The sequence below is a fragment of the Pusillibacter faecalis genome (genome assembly GCF_018408705.1).
Classification (GTDB): Bacteria; Bacillota; Clostridia; order Oscillospirales; family Oscillospiraceae; genus Oscillibacter; species Oscillibacter faecalis.
Genome location: NZ_AP023420.1, coordinates 1,975,759 through 1,989,874 on the forward strand (window position 1 = coordinate 1,975,759; position 14,116 = coordinate 1,989,874).

Here is a 14,116-nt window from a genome sequence, read left to right on the forward strand (position 1 = left end):
ACTGATTCCCAAATATATGGGAGGAACAACGCTTATGAGACGAGTTGCACTGGTGACTGGGGCATCCCGCGGGATTGGCCGCGGGATTGCACTGGAGCTGGCCCGAGAGGGCTGGGATGTCTGCGTCAACTACATCCAGCATCAAGAGGCTGCGGAATCGACTGTGAGGGATATCCAAGCTCTGGGGCAGAATGCCGTGGCAATGCAAGCCGATGTAGCGGACGGAGAGGCCGTGGCGAAGATGGTGAGCCAGGCGGCGGCGGAGCTGGCACCAATCTCTCTGCTGGTTAACAACGCTGGCATCGCCGGGCAGATGCAGTTTCAGGATATCTCCGATGAGCAGTGGAACCGCTATCTGGCGGTGAACCTGAGTGGCGCCCGGAATACCATTCGGGCAGTGCTGCCTCACATGCTCACAGAAAAGAGCGGCTGTATCATCAATATCTCTTCCATCTGGGGACTGCGCGGCGCCAGCTGTGAGGCGGCCTATGCCTGCACGAAGGCGGCCTTGATCGGGCTGACCCGCTCTCTGGCGCTGGAGCTGGCGCCCTCTCAGATTCGGGTGAACTGTGTGGCGCCGGGGGTGATCGAAACGGATATGCTGGAGGCGCTGGGGGACGAGGTCAAGGCGATGCTGGTGGAACAGACCCCCCTGGGACGGCTGGGCACGCCGGAGGATATCGCTTACGCCGTCGCATTCCTGGCTTCGAAACGGGCCTCTTTCATCACAGGACAGGTACTGGGAGCCGAGGGCGGGTTCATTGTCTGAGGTCACTCCGAGGAGAAAAAGCGCGGACAGTGTCCGCGCTTTTTTACACTTTCCCAGGCAGGGGAAGCGTGTGTATCATCACCCGTCCCATACAGATCAGGCTCCGGCCGCCATCCGGCATCAGCAGAATGTCTGCGTCCGACCGGGCCCGGTTTAAAGAAAACAGGTACACAATTCCCACTGGGTCCTTGTAGTACTGCTTGCAAAACATTTCGCCATCCACACAGAAAATGCCAACATCCCCGGGAGCCAAAGGGTCCCGGTTCACATAGACCACCGCGCCGTCCGGAATATAAGGGGACATAGAATCCCCTTGGATGCGGACAGCAAACTCCGCCGCTTGAGGTACATCGTCCTCTACCGGGATGCTGTCAAAGTCCTCGCCAAAGACCGGAGCCGCATAACCGGCCGCCGCTGGACTGCGGTAAAGGGGAATCAGGCGGGACTCCTGCTGGGGGCGGCTGACCTCCAAATCATCCCGATAGGCACACAGGGCGTCCACCACAGACCGTACGGTTTCCCTGCCTTTGGGAGAGAGACCTCGGTATTGCTCGAAAAGCCGCCGTTCACTCTGGGAGAGCACGTGACCTCCGCCTTGAAAGCTGTCCTGAAACAGGGTATTGGGGTCTGTTCCCAGACAGTCAAACAGCCGAAGGAGAATATCCTCCTTCGGAAAGCTGATCCCGGCCTCGTAGTTGCCAATGGTGGATTGTGAGACCCCTATCTGACGTGCCAAGGCCAGTTGGGAAATCCCCAGCTCTTCCCGGCAGGCCTGCATCCGTTTTCCAAAGCTCATGGTGCTTCCTCCCCTCTCGATATCTCTATCATAGTAAATTGAAATGGTTGTGTCAATAAAATTAAACAAGAAACTTGTTTAACTCCTCTTGACACAGTCGAACATATGTGCTATTATCAAAACAACAAACAAGAATTCTGTTTATAATTTAAGATCAAACAAGTATCTTGTTTTGATTGGTTATCGAAAAACTCAAAATAGACATGTTTACAGCCAACAGCTGACTGCCAACAAAATAAACAGCAGGATCAGATTGGAAAGTGTGAACCAGAGCAGATAGCGCCCGCCCTGTCCCGGATACTCCCGTGCCACCATCTTATAGGAGATCAGGCTGGCCATGGAAGCAATCAGCGTACCCAAGCCTCCCAGATTGCAGCCAACGATAAGGGGCTTCCACTGGGTGGTGAACCCGGAGAGCAGCAGCGCGGCGGGTACGTTGCTGATGACCTGACTGGTCAGCACAGCTACCAGCTCCACGTGGCCATCGAGGAGAGAGGAGAGGAGATTCTGAAAGCCCGCAACAGCCCCCAGGTTTCCGATGAAGATGAAAAGAGCGAGAAAAGTCCCCAGGAGGGAGTAATCAATCTCTCGCAAAAGCGCCCGATCCGTGAGCAGCAAAAAGATCAAGATAACAGCTGCAATGGCCGTCGGGGAGACCAGCTTGAAGATGCCAAGCAAACAGATGATAAAGCCCAGAGTGCTCAGTGTCAGCAACCGAGGACTGTTCATCGGAACGTCCAGAGAGATCTCAGGAATGGCAACAGGACGGTGCATCAAGATCAGCGCTGTAAGCAACACGCCGGAGAGCAGGACATAGGGCAGCATATAGCCGCACAGCTCGCCAAAGCTGATGCCGGATTTTCCATATAAGTAGAGATTCTGTGGATTACCCATCGGCGTCAGCATGCTGCCCAGGTTGGCTGCCAGAGTTTGCAGAATCACGAGGGGCACCGCCAGACGCTCCTGGGCGGCCATGCGCAGTACAATCAAGCCAAACGGTACGAAGGTAATCAGCGAGACGTCATTTGTGATCACCATGCTGCAAAAGAAGGGGAGAAAGACAAGCACCATCAGCATCTGACGGGAGGTGGAGGTTTTTCGAAGCAGACAGCCGCCGAAAAAAACAAACAGACCGGCCCTCTGAAACCCCTTCATCACCGCCATCAGACTAAAGAGAAGCGACAGGGTGTCCCAGTCGATATACGCGAGATAGACACTGCTGGGAGGCACAGCGGCTGTAGAGACCAAAGCCAGTAAAACCGAGACGCAAAGGACGGCCTCCGCCCGAAAGAAACGGGCACAGGCTTGAAAGTGTGCAGATGTCATGGGACAACCCCTCACAGAAAATAAGTTTAGAGACAGGGTGACAGCCGCTGATCGGAGCGGTTCACAAAAGCACGTGAAAAATCGCGGACGCTGTGGCGGCCGCGACAAGAACAATATGGGCTGAGGAAGGCCAGCAGCGTCAGAGACCTATGAGCGGGATGAGTTCAAAGGACGCGGTGGGGTTTGAACACTGTGGGATGTAAAAAAAGTCGGAGTAAGCAGACTGCCCACTCCGACTTGGTGGGGGAAGGTGGATTCGAACCACCGAAGTCGTAGACAACAGATTTACAGTCTGCCCCATTTGACCGCTCTGGAATTCCCCCGTATGAAGTTGTGGAGCTGGTGGACGGATTCGAACCCCCGACCTGCTGATTACAAATCAGCTGCTCTACCAGCTGAGCTACACCAGCAAGTCCCAACAGCAGGATTTATCATATCAGATGACACAGAATTTGTCAATATGATTTTTTACTTTTTTATTTTTTTAAGAAGGAGGCATTTTTATGCATCACACACGCCGCGCAAAGCGGCAGACTCCGGTGCGCTGCACACTGTGCGGCCGGGAAATCACAGTGGGGGAGGAGTACTGGGACTGTAACGCCAGCCGGATCTGCTGGGAGTGCCTGCCGGAGTATGCCCGGCAAGAGCTGACCTCATGCCGGGAAATTCGGGGAAGGGAGGCGGGCCTATGACACTGCTGGAAATGTCCGTCCTCTACGCCGAGAGCGCGGACAAGCTCCGAGGGCGGATTGCGCAGCTGCGGGCGGCGGAGCGGGCAGAGACGGACCCGGAGACCGCACGGAGGCTGCGCCAGCGGGCGGAGAGCCTGCGGCCCCTGCTGCGGGAGACGCGGGAGTTGGCGGTGCTGACGGCAAAATATTATGACAGGAGCTATCATAAACATGAGAAGTACACCCTTTAATACACGCAGCAGCGAATGGATCGGAGACATGACGGTATATCTCCGAGAGACCGGGGAGGACAACTCCTTGCAGATGGAGCGTCTGCGGAGGAATCTGCGCCGGGCCAGGGAGCAGGAGCTCACACCGCGCCAGCGGCAGATGCTGGAGCTCCACTATGATCAGAGACTCTCTGTCACCGAGATTGCAAAAGAGCTGGGACTGCACCCCTCTACAGTCTCCCGCACGTTGGGACGGGCCAGGGAGCGTCTGCGCCGGTATCTGCGCTACACCCTATAAATTTCTCTTGTAGTTTTGCCGGAAAGTCGTATAATCAAAAATATGGGGCATTCTAATCCTGGTAGGGCATCTTTATCCTGAACGGGAGGGTCACCTATGCTGTATAACACGTTTCACAACCGCTGGCTGCGGCTGATTGCCGCCGTGGCGGGCGAATTCATCGCCGCCCTTGGCATCAATTTGTTTATCGTGCCTCTGGGCCTGTACTCCGGCGGTACTCTGGGTGTCTGTCAGTTGATCCGTACCCTGATGCAGACATACCTGCACCTGGATTTTGGGGGCTATGATATTGCCGGCATCCTCTATTTCCTCAGCAACATCCCCATTTTGATCTTTGCCTACAAGGTTTTGGGGCGGGGACTGGCCATGCGGACAATCGTCTGCACGGTGTCCTATTCCGTTTTTTACAGTCTGATCCCCATCCCCGTTCAGCCCATTGTGGATGATTACCTAACCGCCTGCCTGTTGGGCGGCCTGCTGACGGGCTTTGGCTGCGGTATTGTGTTGACCTGCGGGTGCAGCAGCGGTGGACTGGACGTGGTGGGGCTTTGCCTGAGCAAGCGGGGCAGCACCTTTACTGTTGGACGCTTCTCATTGACCTTCAACGCCTTTTTGTATGCGGTCTGTCTGATCCTCTTCCATCCGGAGACGGCCATCTACTCTGTCATCTATAACTTCTTTACAACCATGGTGTTGGACCGGATGCACCAGCAAAATGTCAATGTACAGGCGCTGATTTTCACCCGGGAGGATGAGAGCACCCTGGGCCGGTTCATTATGGAGAAGCTGGGGCGCGGCGTCACCTATTGGCACGGCACCGGCGCCTATACTGGGGACGACATGCACGTGCTGTGTGTGTGCCTCTCCAAATATGAGATTGAAGAGCTGCTGCACGCGGTGCACAGCATCGATCCCCATGCCTTTTTCACGGTGCAGGAGGGGGTTCGGATTTACGGAAACTATCAGAGAAAGGTGGGCTAGAGAGATGTGGGAGGCGGAGTGGACCGCGGTTTTGGCGGGGACTCCGGTGGATAGCCGGATGGGAGTCCGGGTGTTGGCGGAGTATGGGCTGGAGGGACGGGCGTTTCCAATGGCGGAGGACCCCTGGCGGCAGACGGCGTTCCAGCTCTCCACCCCGGCGGAGAAGACCGCCGCGGTGCGCTCTGTGCTGGAGGGCGTCCGGGAGCAGGGGTGCCGGCGGGTGTTGGTGTACTGCAACTCCCTCTCCGCGGCGGTGGAGTTTGAGCTTTTGGCAGAGGAGACAGGGCTGCGGATTGTGACGCCGCTGCAGGTCTACCGGGATTTGGCGCCTTGCTTCCGGCGGCTGGGGCTGATCGCCGCCAATGCCCAGGGGTTGGCGGGGATTGAGCGGACGCTGTATGGGACCAATCCCTCTTTGGAGCTGCTGGGGGCGTGCCTTTTGCCGGTGGTGTTAGCCATCGAGTCCGGCGAGGCGCCGGAGGTGCTGGTGGAGCGGCACCGCCTGCCGGAGCTGGCGGAATGGTTTCGCGGCTGCGGCATGGAGGCGCTGGTACTGGGCTGCACGCACTTTCCCTACTTCAAGGCATCTCTCGCGGAGCGGACAAGCCTGCCCCTGCTGGACCCGGCGGAGGATATGGTCCGGCGGCTAAGGCAGTCAGGTACATAGCTGAAAACGAAACATAGAAGGAGGAAGTTTCTGATGTCATTCGAGACTGAGGTGATTCCCCTGTTCATCGGCGGCGTGACCGTGGTGAGCGTGTTGGAGCTGTTTTTTGGCTTGATGCTGCTGCGGAGGCGGCGGGATGTCCGGAAGCTGTTTGCGGGGCATGTCATCAGTATGGCCCTGGGCTTTTTCTTCCTGACCCGAAGCCTTTTTGCCAACTGGCTGGATATTCAATACGGCATTGCCTCCATCTCCAACTCTGTGAACATCGGTCTGTTCGGCCTTTTGTGGATGGTGAGCGTCGGTTTCGTGGTGGCCATGGTGGGCCGGCTGACCAGGGAGAGGGAGGCGTGATGCGGGAGGTTGTCTTATTCATTGCCATGAGCCTGGACGGCTACATCGCGGACGAGCAGGGCGGCGTGGAGTGGCTGCGGGGCCAGGACCCAGGCGCGGCGGACCCGGACAGCTATGCGGACTTCATCCGGGACGTGGACACAGTGGTGATGGGGTGGAACACCTATCACCAGATCATGACGGAACTCTCGCCGGAGGCGTGGGTCTATGAGGGCCTCACGAGCTACATTGTCACCCATCGCAGCGTGCCTCCGGCACCAGGGCGGGTATTTACCGCCCAGAATCCCTGCCAGCTGGTGAGGGAGCTGCGGCGCTATCCGGGGAAGCGGATCTGGGTTTGCGGGGGCGCGGGTCTTTCCCGCCAGCTGATGGAGGCGGACCTCATTGACGTCTACGACATCTCTCTGATTCCGGTTCTGCTGGGGGGCGGCATCCGCCTCTTCGAGCCGTTTGGCCGCCGGATTTCTCTGCGGCTGGAGCGGACGATGGCAGGCAACGGCATCACGGAGCTGGTCTATACCCGCAGAGCGTGAGAAAATCTGCGGTTGACAAATCCGGCGGCGGCTTTTATAATATTGCCCAAAGCGATGACGGAGAGGGACGGGGACACGGAACCTCAGAGAGCCGGCGGGTGGTGTGAGCCGGTGGGAATGGTCCCCAAGTCCTATGGCTCCTGAGCCGGGAGTTCGAGGGTGCTTTGCGCCGTAGGGCCCCACGCGCACGCTGCGTCAGTGCGAAGGAGTTGCTGGACTCCGAGAGGGGCGCTGGACCGTGAGGACGGCGCAATTTGAGTGGTACCGCGGAAGCTGTGGCAGCTTTCGTCTCAAAGGAAATTTCTTTGGGACGAGAGCTGCTTTTTCGTTCCAAGCATCTGAAAGGAGCATATGTATGAGCGATTACCGTCCGGAAACCATCTGCGTCCAGGGGGGCTACACACCCGGAAACGGCGAGCCCCGCCAGATTCCCATCATCCAGTCCACCACCTTCAAGTACGCCACCTCCGAGGACATGGGGAAGCTCTTTGACCTGGAGGCCAGCGGGTACTTCTATACCCGCCTCCAAAACCCCACCAATGACGCCGTGGCCGCGAAGATCTCCCAGCTGGAGGGCGGCACCGCCGCCATGCTGACCTCCTCTGGTCAGGCGGCCAACTTCTACGCGGTGTTCAATATCGCCGGCTGCGGCGACCATGTGGTGGCGTCCTCCACCATCTACGGCGGCACGTACAACCTGTTCCACGTGACCATGAAGCGGATGGGTGTGGAGTTCACCTTCGTGGAGCCGGACTGTTCTGAGGAGGAATTGGAGGCCGCCTTCCGCCCCAATACGAAGGCGGTGTTCGGAGAGACCATCGCGAACCCGGCCCTGACGGTGCTGGACATTGAGAAGTTTGCCCACGCGGCCCACGCCCACGGCGTGCCGCTGATTGTGGATAACACCTTTGCAACGCCGGTGAACTGCCGGCCCTTTGACTGGGGCGCGGACATCGTTACCCATTCCACCACCAAGTATATGGACGGCCACGGAGCTGGAGTGGGCGGCTGCATCGTGGATAGCGGCAAGTTCGACTGGCTGGCCCACGCTGACAAGTTCCCCGGCCTCACCACCCCGGACGAGAGCTACCACGGCATCACCTACGCGGAGAAATTCGGCCTGGGCGGAGCTTTTATCACCAAGTGTACCGCCCAGCTCATGCGGGACTTCGGCTCCATTCAGTCCCCCCAAAACGCCTTTTTGCTGAACTTGGGGCTGGAGAGTCTCCATGTCCGGATGCCCCGCCACTGTGAAAACGCCCTGGCTGTTGCGCGCTACCTCAAGGAGAGCCCTAAGATCTCCTTTGTCACCTACCCGGGGCTGGAGGGGGACCGCTACTATGCGCTGGCGCAAAAATATATGCCCCACGGTACCTGCGGCGTGGTGTCCTTTGGCTTCCGGGGCGGCCGGATGGCGGCAGAGACCTTCATGAAGCATCTGAAGCTGGCCGCTATTGAGACCCATGTGGCTGACGCCCGGACCTGCGTCCTCCATCCGGCCAGTGCCACCCACCGCCAGATGAACGACCAGGAGCTGGCAGCTGCCGGTATCACACCGGACCTGGTGCGCCTGTCCTGCGGAATTGAGCACGCGGACGATCTGATCGAGGACATCCGGCAGGCGCTGGAGGCCGTGTGAGCCATGCCTATCAAGATTCCAAATGAGCTCCCAGCCACCAATGTGCTGACGGCGGAGAACATCTTCGTCATGACGGAGACCCGGGCCATCACCCAGGACATCCGCCCGCTGCAGATTCTGCTCTTGAACCTGATGCCTACCAAGGTGGACACGGAGACCCAGCTGGCCCGGGTGCTGGGCAACACGCCGCTGCAGATTGAGCTGGAGCTGATCGCCCCCAGCGGCCACGTGTCCAAGAACACCTCCCAGGCTCACATGCTGGCCTTTTACAAGACCTTTGACGAGGTGTGCGAGCGGACGTTTGACGGCCTTGTGATCACCGGTGCGCCGGTGGAGCTGATGGAGTTTGAGGAGGTGGACTACTGGCCGGAGCTGTGCCGGATCATGGAGTGGTCCAAGACCCACGTCCACTCCACCCTTCATATCTGCTGGGGGGCCCAGGCGGGGCTCTACTACCATTATGGCATCCCCAAGCGGGTGCTGGAGAAAAAGCTCTTCGGCGTCTTTGAGCACACGGTGGAGGACCCGAACTTCATCCTTTTCCGGGGCTTTGACGACACCTTCTGGGTGCCTCATTCCCGCAATACCACGGTGGACCGGGCAGATATTGAGGCGGTGCCGGCGCTGAAGGTGCTGGCCTCCTCCCGGGAGGCGGGAGTCTATGCCGTGAAGACCGATCAGGGCCGGCAGGTATTTTTAATGGGCCATGCAGAATACGACCGGGACACGCTGCGCAGGGAGTACATGCGGGATTTGGCGGCGGGCGTGGACATCCAGATTCCCCAGCACTATTTTCCGGGAGACGATCCCAGCCGAAAGCCCCGGATGAACTGGCGCAGCTGTGCCCATCTGCTCTATGCCAACTGGCTGAACTACTGCGTGTACCAGACCGCGCCCTATGACATCCGGGACATTGAGCGGGGCATTCGTACGGACAGCTAATAAAGACGGGCCGGGAGCAGAGAGGGGGCAGCCCGCTCTGCCTGGGGCTATGCCGTTTTTCGGCAATATCTGAAAAATCCGCTTGATTTCTGTGTATCAATCGTTTAGTATGAATATGTAAATAAATTGATGGCATACCATGCGATTCGCGCAGGGTGACAGAAAGATTTGAGGAGGAAATCATATGGATTACAGCGCTCTCATTCAATTTCGCAAGTCGGTCCGTGCCTTTCAGGACAAAGCCGTTCCTGATGCCGTGAAGCAGGAGCTGGCGGCATACTTCCGTGAGGGTTGCAAGCGGCTGCTTCCGGAACTCAAGACGGAACTCCGTTTTTTTGAGAAGGACACGCAGTCTGTCCTGGAGGGCGCAGCTGGCTATCAAGAGTTTTTGATTGGTGCGCCCTGCTATCTGGTGATCTTGTCCGAGGCGGCGGAGCATGCCGGGGAAAACGCCGGCTACATGGGCGAGGATCTGGTGCTGAAGCTCTCTGATATGGGACTGGACAGCTGCTGGCTGACCTTTACCGATGAAGCCAAGGTGCGGGAGGCGCTGGGGCTTGACACGCCGCTGCAGGTTGCAGGGGTTCTGGCGTTTGGTTACGGCAAAAAAATGCCCAAAAAGATCCGCCTGAATATCCTGAGCATGTCCAATGTTAACGCTGCCGCTGTACGGCAGTACTATGCTCCGAAGGTGAGTCTCTATGATATGGTCTTCGCAGATCGGTGGGGCTGCGGCGATGGTGTGGACAGCTTGATCGGTGATATGGACAGTATGCTCTGGCGTGCGTTTTATGCTGCGAGCCTGGCGCCCAGCTATATGAACCGCCAGCCCTATGGCTTTATTCTGCACGGCAGTGATGTGGTCTTGGTGAGAAAGCCGGACGCCTACACAGACGATATTGACGCGCGATTGAACCTGGGTATTGTGCTGCTGCATTTCTCCGCTGTGGCCTCCCAGCTTTTGGGGAAGCTGAAGTGGGAGATGGGCGGTTCTGACGAAGGTCTGGAGCTTCCGGCTGGCTATTCCGTATCTGCCCGCTGCCGCATTGGCTGAAGGTGCCAGCAGGGGACGGCCTGCGAGAAAGGAATATGATGAAAACACAAGGGGAGCTGAGAAAGCTCCCCTTGTGTTTTTTACAGAGTCAGCCAGAGATACCAGCCCAGGCTCAGCAGGCACGCCAGGGCGTTGAAAATGCCGAAGCCCAGGCATCGGCGGTCCTTTGTGCTGTGGTAGCGGGAGAACATTCCTGCCGCGCCGAAGGCGAACAGCACTGCGGACAAATCCCCAAAGGGCAGGGCGCGGAACACCTGGTACAGCATCAGCGGCAGGGCAAGGCCCAGAAGGGCGTAAAAGCCCGCGTCGTCTCCCCGGCGGTTCACCTGATCCAGTCCCTCGTCGGCCCCCTCGCGCCGGTAGCGGTCCAAAATTTCCTCTTTCCTCATGGGTGCCTCCCGTCTCAGTCGAAATAAAATAGGTCCTCGAATTTCTTGTCCAGGGCGATGCACAACACCAAGGCCAGTTTGGCTGTGGGGTTGAACTGCCCCGTCTCAATGGAGCTGATGGTGTTTCGGGACACGCCCACCAGCTCCGCCAGCTGGGTCTGGGAGAGGTTCTTCTCTGCCCGGGCCACCTTCAGCCGGTTTTTCAGAATCAACTGATCGTCCATAGCATCACCCCAGGAACAAGATCAGGTTGGCCGCCAGCGCAAATGTGTAGACGGCAGAGGCAACGAAGGCGGACCTCCGGCGGGTTTTCCAGCACTGGTGGGCCTGAGCGCCGGCCAGATAAGCAAATAGAATGGCGGCGTAGTCGTAGGCGTGTTCCCCCTGAAAAATCCGCGCGGCCGCCAGAGCAATGCACAGCGCCGCCATCAAAACAGCGCCAAAGCCAAAGGACACGCCCAGCATCTGCTGCTCCCGCTCATCCAGTCCATCCCGTTCCGCCTGGGCCTTTTTCAAAATTTCATCCCGTTCCATCTCTGCCCTCCTCACGCGGTCGTCTGCAAAAATTTTACCAGATTATAGGCCAAAAAGGCAAGGGAGATTCCAAGCGTCACGATGTCGGAGGCATTCCGCCGCTGGGTCAGCCGGTAGATGCGGCTGGCCGCGCAGGAGGTCCAGAACATCACCAGCACATCTTCATCCGGCAGGCTGTGAAACCGCTTCCAGGCGATCAGCGCCAGCCCCATGAGAAATACGAAGATCAGGCTGAAGGACTCCCCCTGAACACGAACGGTCCGCTCCCGCTCGTCGCCGTTTCGATTTTCCCGCTTGCTGCGCTCCAGAATTTCCTCTCTGGTGAGTGTTTCTTTCATATGGATGTTCCTTTCTTGTTGGATTTACAGGAGAACCCCTGCCAGGGTCAGTCCCACCCGAATCAGGGCGCACAGTGGGCAGAGCCACTCCACTGTGACAAATGTTGCCCCGGTGCCGGCCAGGGGAGCGGCGGCCCAGACCGCCAGCAGCAAAGCGCCGGCCAGCGCGTAAACGGACTTCTCTCTCACCGCAGGACCTCCAGCACGTGGCAGGTCAGGAAGCACAGCGACGCGAAGCCCGCCATGACCGCTGTAGTCAAAAACACCTTCCGCCGAGAGGGCCGGTATTTCCCCCAGGCATCCAGCGCCGTATAGCCCCAGAAGAGAGCATGAAGCGCATAGGAGGATTGCCCGGTTGCAAAATTGAACACTACTAGCAGGATATACATGGCGCAAAATCCAACCACGCCAAACCGGCGGCCCCGATTTTCCAGAAAGGTGTTGCCCTCATCCTCTTTTTCCGCGCGGCTGCGCTGCAAAATCTCGTCTCGATTCATATCCAAACCTCCTTGCCTAGTTTTCTGGCCTTTATACCAAGTTTACTTTGCAAAAAGAGGATAGCATATACCAAGTATACTTGTCAAGCCTTGAACGGAAATTTTATTTCCTGCCCGCCGGAACAGAAAAAACCGGAGGGAACTTCCCTCCGGTTTTTTGGCCTTACCGCCCGTCCGCACGGTCCGCTGCAATCAGCAGCTTCACCGCCTCCACAGCGGTCCGCACGGAGGAACTGGTATCCTCGTGGCGCTTTTGATCCAGGCCCGCGGCCTCCCGCTCCTGATTCCAGATCACGTGGAAGCAGGCGCCGCAGCGGCACTTGAGCGCCGCCGCCACCACAAAGAGGGCGGCGGACTCCATCTCGCTGGCCTTGACCCCCAGCCGCTTCCAGCTCTCCCACTTGTGTTTGAGCTCATAGTAGACCGGAGACGAGTCCGGATCATGCTGGCCGTAGAAGCTGTCCTTGCACTGGACCACGCCGGCATGCCAGGGCAGCCCCAGGCTCTTGGCCGCCTGCACCAGGCAGTTGGTGACTCCCAGATCCGGCACCGCCGGAAATTCAATGGGAGCGTATTCCAGGCTCGTGTGCTCATAGCGAATGGCGCCGGTGGACACCACCAAGTCGCCGGCCTGAACGTTCACGTCAATACCGCCACAGGTGCCGGTACGCAAAAAGGTGTCTGCACCGCACTTGTGCAGTTCCTCCATAGCGATAGCCGCGGATGGTCCACCGATGCCGGTGGAGCAGGCAGTGACCTTCTCGCCCAGCAGCGTGCCGGTCCACACGTTGTATTCCCGGTTGCAGGCCACCTGATGGGCGCCGTCCAGAAGCGCGGCGATGGCGGGAACCCGGCCGGGATCGCCGGGGAGGATGCAATAGCGGCCAACGTCTCCGGACTTGCAGCGGATATGAAATTGCTGTTCCATGGGTTGCATGGCAAACGCCTCCAATCAGTATCGTTTTACCCACTATACCAGACTGCGGGACGTTTTTCAACCGGAGTGCCCAACTGCGGTTTCATTTCACGATTTTCGGAACAGCCCTCACCTGCCCCTGCGTGGCCGCTTCACCCGCTGGTACAGCACACCTCATCCAATTTACGCTGCAGCTGGTCTGGAGTCCGGTGCCGTGTGCTGATGCGGAGCGGCAGGGGAAGTGCCGTGCGGCCTCCTCTTTTAAGAGATCATTTCGCTGCCCACAGTGTAGCCGCCCCAGTGACCGGCATTGTTCCGGACAGCCGTGCAGCCGGAGAAGATATAGGCCCCCAGACCGCTACGCCACTTCTGAGCGTCAAAGGAGACCGTGTCGCTGACATTAAATTGAGACATGTCGGCGGAGCCGCCGTCATCCACCCCCATAGCGGGTAGATTGAAGGTCACCGGCTCGTCCGTCTCCGTGATAGAGAAGAGAATGCCGTCCTTCCACTCCCAGAACACCGCGTCAGACTCCTCCAAAGGCTCACCGACGATGTAGCCCTGCTCCACCAGTTCTTCGTAGGTGCCCTGCACCAGCTGAGCGTCCCGGCCCTCAGAAAATGCCCAGGCCACGGCGGCCGCCTCTCCAGCACTCAGGCTGGTCTGGGAGAGGTCTACTCCCAGATAAGAAATTCCGCCATTCAACCCGGCGTCCCGCTCCCAAAGGTCCTCCAGAACAGCGAGATACAGAGTGCAGCGGTCATCAAAGTCCTCTGTAGAGAAATCCAGGGCGGTGACGCCGGAGAACCGGGCGGGCCAGGACTCCAGGATAGTGCCGTCAAAAAAGACGGTGACTAGGGTCCCTGCCAGGGACCCATCCGGCAGCGCCTGATATGCCCCCGGCGCTTCCGGGTCAAACTCCGCGCCGTCCAGCGTCAGGGGCGTGTCCCCCAGAGAGAGCGTATACACATCGCCGCCGTCCTCCGCCAGCAGCAGCGAGCCATCCTCCTCCGAGATCACACGGCATACTGCGGCGGCACCCTCTGACGGCGGTGTTTCCTCTGCACTTGTACAGCCTGACAGCAGGCACAGGCAGATACTGAACCAAACCAGCAAACGTTTCATCATATCCTCCATTCTAACGCCATGGGCGGCGCTATCAGAAATACTCCCGCATGTTCCTTT

At 58.5% G+C, this 14,116-nt stretch carries 21 protein-coding genes and 2 tRNA genes; 11 read left to right on the top strand and 12 right to left on the bottom strand.

Annotated features, from left to right (window positions below; genetic code table 11):
• Positions 1–34: 34 nt before the first annotated feature.
• On the top strand, positions 35–769 hold the full coding sequence (gene ymfI, locus KJS55_RS09815) for an elongation factor P 5-aminopentanone reductase (RefSeq protein ID WP_213543255.1): 735 nt from the start codon (positions 35–37) through the stop codon (positions 767–769).
• Between the two features lie 43 nt (positions 770–812).
• Here the strand turns inward: ymfI and KJS55_RS09820 are convergent, their stop codons facing one another.
• From KJS55_RS09820 to KJS55_RS09835, 4 genes are all read right to left on the bottom strand, one after another.
• Positions 813–1,565, bottom strand: coding sequence for an XRE family transcriptional regulator (locus KJS55_RS09820; protein WP_187029349.1), 753 nt, complete (start codon positions 1,563–1,565; stop codon positions 813–815).
• A 207-nt stretch (positions 1,566–1,772) separates the two neighbouring features.
• A complete protein-coding gene (locus tag KJS55_RS09825; protein ID WP_213543256.1) occupies positions 1,773–2,891 on the bottom strand; it encodes an SLC13 family permease in 1,119 nt (372 codons plus the stop codon).
• A gap of 238 nt (positions 2,892–3,129) precedes the next feature.
• Positions 3,130–3,214, bottom strand: a tRNA-Tyr gene (locus KJS55_RS09830).
• Between the two features lie 11 nt (positions 3,215–3,225).
• A tRNA-Thr gene (locus KJS55_RS09835) sits at positions 3,226–3,301 on the bottom strand.
• Positions 3,302–3,394: 93 nt separating this feature from the next.
• Here KJS55_RS09835 and KJS55_RS09840 point away from each other — a divergent pair.
• From KJS55_RS09840 to KJS55_RS09885, 10 genes are all read left to right on the top strand, one after another.
• Positions 3,395–3,583: a hypothetical protein gene (locus KJS55_RS09840; RefSeq protein ID WP_187029354.1), complete on the top strand. Its 189-nt coding sequence runs from the start codon at positions 3,395–3,397 to the stop codon at positions 3,581–3,583.
• A complete protein-coding gene (locus tag KJS55_RS09845) occupies positions 3,580–3,813 on the top strand; it encodes a hypothetical protein (protein WP_187029356.1) in 234 nt (77 codons plus the stop codon). Before KJS55_RS09840 ends, KJS55_RS09845 begins: the two co-directional genes overlap by 4 nt.
• Complete coding sequence (locus KJS55_RS09850) at positions 3,794–4,090, top strand: sigma-70 family RNA polymerase sigma factor (protein ID WP_187029358.1); 297 nt, start codon at positions 3,794–3,796, stop codon at positions 4,088–4,090. The genes KJS55_RS09845 and KJS55_RS09850 overlap by 20 nt, the downstream gene beginning before the upstream one ends.
• A 96-nt stretch (positions 4,091–4,186) precedes the next feature.
• Positions 4,187–5,071, top strand: a complete 885-nt coding sequence (locus KJS55_RS09855; protein WP_187029360.1) for a YitT family protein — start codon at positions 4,187–4,189, stop codon at positions 5,069–5,071.
• Positions 5,072–5,075: 4 nt separating this feature from the next.
• Positions 5,076–5,738, top strand: coding sequence for an aspartate/glutamate racemase family protein (locus KJS55_RS09860; protein WP_213543257.1), 663 nt, complete (start codon positions 5,076–5,078; stop codon positions 5,736–5,738).
• A gap of 33 nt (positions 5,739–5,771) precedes the next feature.
• On the top strand, positions 5,772–6,089 hold the full coding sequence (locus KJS55_RS09865) for a hypothetical protein (protein WP_213543258.1): 318 nt from the start codon (positions 5,772–5,774) through the stop codon (positions 6,087–6,089).
• Positions 6,089–6,622 (top strand): dihydrofolate reductase family protein, encoded by a 534-nt coding sequence (locus tag KJS55_RS09870; RefSeq protein WP_213543259.1) that lies wholly within the window; start codon positions 6,089–6,091, stop codon positions 6,620–6,622. The genes KJS55_RS09865 and KJS55_RS09870 overlap by 1 nt, the downstream gene beginning before the upstream one ends.
• Before the next feature lie 355 nt (positions 6,623–6,977).
• Positions 6,978–8,261 (top strand): O-acetylhomoserine aminocarboxypropyltransferase/cysteine synthase family protein, encoded by a 1,284-nt coding sequence (locus KJS55_RS09875; protein WP_213543260.1) that lies wholly within the window; start codon positions 6,978–6,980, stop codon positions 8,259–8,261.
• 3 nt (positions 8,262–8,264) lie between these two features.
• Complete coding sequence (metA, locus tag KJS55_RS09880) at positions 8,265–9,203, top strand: homoserine O-acetyltransferase MetA (RefSeq protein ID WP_187029385.1); 939 nt, start codon at positions 8,265–8,267, stop codon at positions 9,201–9,203.
• A gap of 184 nt (positions 9,204–9,387) precedes the next feature.
• Positions 9,388–10,257 (top strand): nitroreductase family protein, encoded by an 870-nt coding sequence (locus KJS55_RS09885; RefSeq protein ID WP_213543261.1) that lies wholly within the window; start codon positions 9,388–9,390, stop codon positions 10,255–10,257.
• A gap of 80 nt (positions 10,258–10,337) precedes the next feature.
• Here KJS55_RS09885 and KJS55_RS09890 read toward each other — a convergent pair whose 3' ends face one another.
• From KJS55_RS09890 to KJS55_RS09925, 8 genes are all read right to left on the bottom strand, one after another.
• Positions 10,338–10,646 carry a DUF6442 family protein gene (locus tag KJS55_RS09890; RefSeq protein WP_213543262.1) on the bottom strand — a complete coding sequence of 103 codons (309 nt, stop codon included), beginning with the start codon at positions 10,644–10,646 and terminating at the stop codon, positions 10,338–10,340.
• Between the two features lie 14 nt (positions 10,647–10,660).
• Positions 10,661–10,870 (bottom strand): helix-turn-helix transcriptional regulator, encoded by a 210-nt coding sequence (locus tag KJS55_RS09895; protein WP_187029391.1) that lies wholly within the window; start codon positions 10,868–10,870, stop codon positions 10,661–10,663.
• 4 nt (positions 10,871–10,874) lie between these two features.
• Positions 10,875–11,180, bottom strand: a complete 306-nt coding sequence (locus KJS55_RS09900) for a DUF6442 family protein (RefSeq protein WP_187029393.1) — start codon at positions 11,178–11,180, stop codon at positions 10,875–10,877.
• 11 nt (positions 11,181–11,191) lie between these two features.
• Positions 11,192–11,518, bottom strand: a complete 327-nt coding sequence (locus KJS55_RS09905) for a DUF6442 family protein (RefSeq protein WP_187029395.1) — start codon at positions 11,516–11,518, stop codon at positions 11,192–11,194.
• A 24-nt stretch (positions 11,519–11,542) separates the two neighbouring features.
• The gene (locus tag KJS55_RS09910; RefSeq protein WP_187029397.1) at positions 11,543–11,707 is read right to left on the bottom strand and encodes a hypothetical protein; all 165 of its coding nucleotides are present in this window, start codon (positions 11,705–11,707) and stop codon (positions 11,543–11,545) included.
• Positions 11,704–12,015 carry a DUF6442 family protein gene (locus tag KJS55_RS09915; protein ID WP_187029399.1) on the bottom strand — a complete coding sequence of 104 codons (312 nt, stop codon included), beginning with the start codon at positions 12,013–12,015 and terminating at the stop codon, positions 11,704–11,706. Before KJS55_RS09915 ends, KJS55_RS09910 begins: the two co-directional genes overlap by 4 nt.
• A gap of 163 nt (positions 12,016–12,178) precedes the next feature.
• The gene (gene udp, locus KJS55_RS09920; RefSeq protein WP_213543263.1) at positions 12,179–12,952 is read right to left on the bottom strand and encodes a uridine phosphorylase; all 774 of its coding nucleotides are present in this window, start codon (positions 12,950–12,952) and stop codon (positions 12,179–12,181) included.
• A 240-nt stretch (positions 12,953–13,192) separates the two neighbouring features.
• Positions 13,193–14,059: a hypothetical protein gene (locus KJS55_RS09925; RefSeq protein ID WP_228300508.1), complete on the bottom strand. Its 867-nt coding sequence runs from the start codon at positions 14,057–14,059 to the stop codon at positions 13,193–13,195.
• Between the last annotated feature and the right edge of the window lie 57 nt (positions 14,060–14,116).

What these genes read in the sequence shown, in the direction of transcription:
- ymfI (WP_213543255.1), top strand. Translation starts at nt 35, where the DNA reads ATGAGACGAGTTGCACTGGTGACTGGGGCATCCCGCGGGATTGGCCGC.
- KJS55_RS09915 (WP_187029399.1), bottom strand. Translation starts at nt 12,015, where the DNA reads ATGAATCGAGACGAGATTTTGCAGCGCAGCCGCGCGGAAAAAGAGGAT.
- KJS55_RS09865 (WP_213543258.1), top strand. Translation starts at nt 5,772, where the DNA reads ATGTCATTCGAGACTGAGGTGATTCCCCTGTTCATCGGCGGCGTGACC.
- KJS55_RS09900 (WP_187029393.1), bottom strand. Translation starts at nt 11,180, where the DNA reads ATGGAACGGGATGAAATTTTGAAAAAGGCCCAGGCGGAACGGGATGGA.
- KJS55_RS09925 (WP_228300508.1), bottom strand. Translation starts at nt 14,059, where the DNA reads ATGATGAAACGTTTGCTGGTTTGGTTCAGTATCTGCCTGTGCCTGCTG.
- KJS55_RS09895 (WP_187029391.1), bottom strand. Translation starts at nt 10,870, where the DNA reads ATGGACGATCAGTTGATTCTGAAAAACCGGCTGAAGGTGGCCCGGGCA.
- KJS55_RS09825 (WP_213543256.1), bottom strand. Translation starts at nt 2,891, where the DNA reads ATGACATCTGCACACTTTCAAGCCTGTGCCCGTTTCTTTCGGGCGGAG.
- KJS55_RS09845 (WP_187029356.1), top strand. Translation starts at nt 3,580, where the DNA reads ATGACACTGCTGGAAATGTCCGTCCTCTACGCCGAGAGCGCGGACAAG.
- KJS55_RS09890 (WP_213543262.1), bottom strand. Translation starts at nt 10,646, where the DNA reads ATGAGGAAAGAGGAAATTTTGGACCGCTACCGGCGCGAGGGGGCCGAC.
- KJS55_RS09905 (WP_187029395.1), bottom strand. Translation starts at nt 11,518, where the DNA reads ATGAAAGAAACACTCACCAGAGAGGAAATTCTGGAGCGCAGCAAGCGG.
- KJS55_RS09850 (WP_187029358.1), top strand. Translation starts at nt 3,794, where the DNA reads ATGAGAAGTACACCCTTTAATACACGCAGCAGCGAATGGATCGGAGAC.
- KJS55_RS09870 (WP_213543259.1), top strand. Translation starts at nt 6,089, where the DNA reads ATGCGGGAGGTTGTCTTATTCATTGCCATGAGCCTGGACGGCTACATC.
- metA (WP_187029385.1), top strand. Translation starts at nt 8,265, where the DNA reads ATGCCTATCAAGATTCCAAATGAGCTCCCAGCCACCAATGTGCTGACG.
- KJS55_RS09840 (WP_187029354.1), top strand. Translation starts at nt 3,395, where the DNA reads ATGCATCACACACGCCGCGCAAAGCGGCAGACTCCGGTGCGCTGCACA.
- udp (WP_213543263.1), bottom strand. Translation starts at nt 12,952, where the DNA reads ATGCAACCCATGGAACAGCAATTTCATATCCGCTGCAAGTCCGGAGAC.
- KJS55_RS09860 (WP_213543257.1), top strand. Translation starts at nt 5,076, where the DNA reads ATGTGGGAGGCGGAGTGGACCGCGGTTTTGGCGGGGACTCCGGTGGAT.
- KJS55_RS09875 (WP_213543260.1), top strand. Translation starts at nt 6,978, where the DNA reads ATGAGCGATTACCGTCCGGAAACCATCTGCGTCCAGGGGGGCTACACA.
- KJS55_RS09820 (WP_187029349.1), bottom strand. Translation starts at nt 1,565, where the DNA reads ATGAGCTTTGGAAAACGGATGCAGGCCTGCCGGGAAGAGCTGGGGATT.
- KJS55_RS09855 (WP_187029360.1), top strand. Translation starts at nt 4,187, where the DNA reads ATGCTGTATAACACGTTTCACAACCGCTGGCTGCGGCTGATTGCCGCC.
- KJS55_RS09885 (WP_213543261.1), top strand. Translation starts at nt 9,388, where the DNA reads ATGGATTACAGCGCTCTCATTCAATTTCGCAAGTCGGTCCGTGCCTTT.